This is a genomic window from Dietzia sp. UBA5065, from assembly GCA_002415925.1.
Lineage (GTDB): Bacteria > Actinomycetota > Actinomycetes > Mycobacteriales > Mycobacteriaceae > Dietzia.
Genome location: DIAZ01000144.1, coordinates 1 through 2,678, shown reverse-complemented (window position 1 = coordinate 2,678; position 2,678 = coordinate 1). Strand labels below are relative to the sequence as shown.

General features: G+C 72.3%; 5 protein-coding genes. 1 reads left to right on the top strand and 4 read right to left on the bottom strand.

Translation table 11 applies throughout. From position 1 onward, the window contains the following. Positions 1 to 232 precede the first annotated feature (232 nt). Complete coding sequence (locus B4M60_RS11975) at positions 233 to 430, top strand: hypothetical protein (RefSeq protein WP_291084175.1); 198 nt, start codon at positions 233 to 235, stop codon at positions 428 to 430. Between the two features lie 82 nt (positions 431 to 512). Here B4M60_RS11975 and purQ read toward each other — a convergent pair whose 3' ends face one another. The 4 genes from purQ to B4M60_RS11955 all read right to left on the bottom strand — a co-directional run. Then, positions 513 to 1,190, bottom strand: a complete 678-nt coding sequence (purQ, locus tag B4M60_RS11970; RefSeq protein ID WP_291084172.1) for a phosphoribosylformylglycinamidine synthase subunit PurQ — start codon at positions 1,188 to 1,190, stop codon at positions 513 to 515. Beyond that, positions 1,187 to 1,441, bottom strand: coding sequence for a phosphoribosylformylglycinamidine synthase subunit PurS (gene purS, locus B4M60_RS11965; protein ID WP_291084169.1), 255 nt, complete (start codon positions 1,439 to 1,441; stop codon positions 1,187 to 1,189). Before purS ends, purQ begins: the two co-directional genes overlap by 4 nt. A 125-nt stretch (positions 1,442 to 1,566) precedes the next feature. After that, positions 1,567 to 2,271, bottom strand: a complete 705-nt coding sequence (locus B4M60_RS11960) for a DUF2334 domain-containing protein (protein WP_291084166.1) — start codon at positions 2,269 to 2,271, stop codon at positions 1,567 to 1,569. Positions 2,272 to 2,361: 90 nt separating this feature from the next. Beyond that, on the bottom strand, positions 2,362 to 2,678 hold a 317-nt coding region (locus B4M60_RS11955; RefSeq protein WP_414646798.1), incomplete at its 5' end, for a glutathione peroxidase.

Below are 2,678 nucleotides of genomic sequence, written 5' to 3'. Positions count from 1 at the left end.
GCGGACATCGGGAGCACGTGGGGGGGATTGCCCGTCGAGTTCTGACGCGGTGGGTGTGGGGAGCACTTCCTGACGCCCCACACGTCACTGGCGTCGTCATGGGGGACCCGCGGTCCAAATCTGCACATCCGTCTCACCACCTGTGCAGAATGGTGGGGTGTGCGTGACCATCCGGGTCACCGCCATTCGCCCCGCGCACCCTCTACGGGGCGATGACCCCCAGGAGACACCCATGGACCTCACCGGTTCGATTGCACAGCAGACCTTCCCCCTCAGCATGGAGCTCGGCGGCAGCCTGGTCGGCGGCCTGACCGGCTCGTCCGCCATCGACACCATCGTCGGTTTCGTGTTCGCCCTTCCTAGCGTGCTGCTCAACCTGGTCGCCGGCATCGGCGCCGACCTCGGCAGCACCAACGGCATGCTCGGCTGAGTCACGCCCTGACACCCGAAGGGCCCGCCGGGAGATCCCGGCGGGCCCTTCGCTTTGGCCTCAGCGGCCGCAACCGGACCTGCTAGACCCTGACCACCGAGTCGAGCGCGGAGAGGAACAACCCCAGCCCGTCGTCGGACGGCCCGGTCAGCGGCTCGATCGCGTGCTCGGGGTGCGGCATGAGGCCCACCACGCGCCCGTCCGCCGAGCAGATACCGGCGATGTCGTTGGTGGAGCCGTTGGGCGCCTCGCTGGCGTAGCGGAAGACCACGCGGCGCTCACCCTCGAGCTGCTCGATCGTCTCCGGGGCGGCCATGTAACGCCCCTCGCCGGATTTGAGCGGGATGAGGATCTCCGCCCCCGCCTCGAAGCGGGAGGTCCACGCGGTGCCGGTGTTCTCCACCCGCAACCACTCGTCGCGGCAAAGGAAGTGCATGTCGCGGTTCCGCCCGAGCGCCCCGGGCAGCAACCCGGCCTCGCACAGGATCTGGAAGCCGTTGCAGATGCCCAGCACGGGCATCCCGCCCTTCGCGGCGGAGACGACCTCGCCCATGACGGGGGCCATCGAGGCGATCGCGCCGCAGCGCAGGTAGTCGCCGTAGGAGAAGCCGCCGGGCACCACCACGGCGTCGACGCCCCTGAGGTCGGCGTCGGCGTGCCACAGCGACACGGCCTCGGCGCCGGCCTTGGTCACGGCGCGCGCGGCGTCGACGTCGTCCAGGGTGCCGGGGAACGTGATGACGCCGATCCGTGCGCTCACGCGGTCACCCCGGCGGAGTCCACCCGCACGACCGTCCAGTCCTCGATCACGGTGTTGGCCAGCAGCGAAGACGCGATCTCCTCGAGCTCGGCCTCCGACACCCCGTCGGCCACCTCAAGCTCGAACCGCTTGCCCTGCCGGACGTCGGTGACGCCGGCGTGGCCCAGCCGACCGAGGGCTCGGTGGATGGCCTGCCCCTGCGGATCGAGGATCTCGGCCTTGGGCATGACTTCGACGACGACTCGGGCCACGGTGGGAACTCCTCGTTCGGGTGGTTGCGCGGGACGGACCCGGGCCGGCCGGGACTCAGTGGCCGATCCTACCCGCAGCCGGCGGGGCCACCGAACGCTCCGTCCACCCGGGGCCGCTGCCCCGCTCAGGCCACGCCGACCAGCGCGACCGGCGACCACTCGTAGCGGGAGACCCTCGCACCGTGCTCGCCCGTCACCCGGTCCACGGCGTCCAGCAGGGCCGAGCGGGGTGCGCGGCGCGAGAGCTGCGTGGCGGCCACGTTGAGGCGGACCAGGCCGCCGGCCGCCGCGGTGCGCCCGGCCGCGGCGACGAGCGCCCGGCACCACCAGGCGTCGGCGACGAAGCCCTCCCCGATCGACAGCGCGCGGCCCCGCTCGGTGGTCCCCCGGACCACGTCGTGGATCCCCTCCAGTGAGGCGCACACGCGGAAACCGGCGCCGGGCAGCGCCGTGAGGCACCCCGGCGAGGCGTTCCACCGGGGCGGGGCGAACAGCCGCGTCCGCAGGCCCATGTCCGCCATGAGCCGGTCCGCGGCGGCCAGCCGGACGGCCGCCTCCGCGGGGCCGATGGAGGCGAACTCGGGTCGGCGCGGCCTGGTGGCGGCGTCGTCGTACCCGGCCAACACGATCGCGTCACCCTGCCGACGGCGGTGCCGGAGCCACTCCTGCGAGCCCGCGTCCTCCGCCAACCGGTACTCGTGACCGCGGCGCGGCGCGACCAGCAGCGAGACGGGGACGGACCGGCGCTCGAGCTCGCCGACCAGGTCGATCGCGGCATCGAGCGAGGAGTCGCGCAGTCCCGAGACGGAGACGATGAGGCGGGGGGTCATGCGCGAATCGTCGCAGCCGGTCGTGTCGGTTCGACGACGACGAGGTGTACGCCAGATGGCCGGGCCGGAACGGGCGGGCCCGACACCGGGTCAGACCGGGAGGACGTCCTCGATCGCCTCGACGAGCTCGGTGGCTCCCGGCTCCACCGTGGGGCGGAACCGGCCCACGACCTGTCCCGAGGGGGAGAGCAGGAACTTCTCGAAGTTCCACTGCACGTCCCCGGCCTCGCCGCCGGAGTCCGCGACCTTGGTGAGCTCGGCGTAGAGCGGGTGCCGCCCGGACCCGTTGACGTCGACCTTGGCCGCGAGCGGGAACGTGATGCCGTACTTGGCGGTGGTGAACGCCTTGATCGACGCCTCGTCGCCGGGTTCCTGGTTCATGAACTGGTTGCACGGGAAGCCCAGGA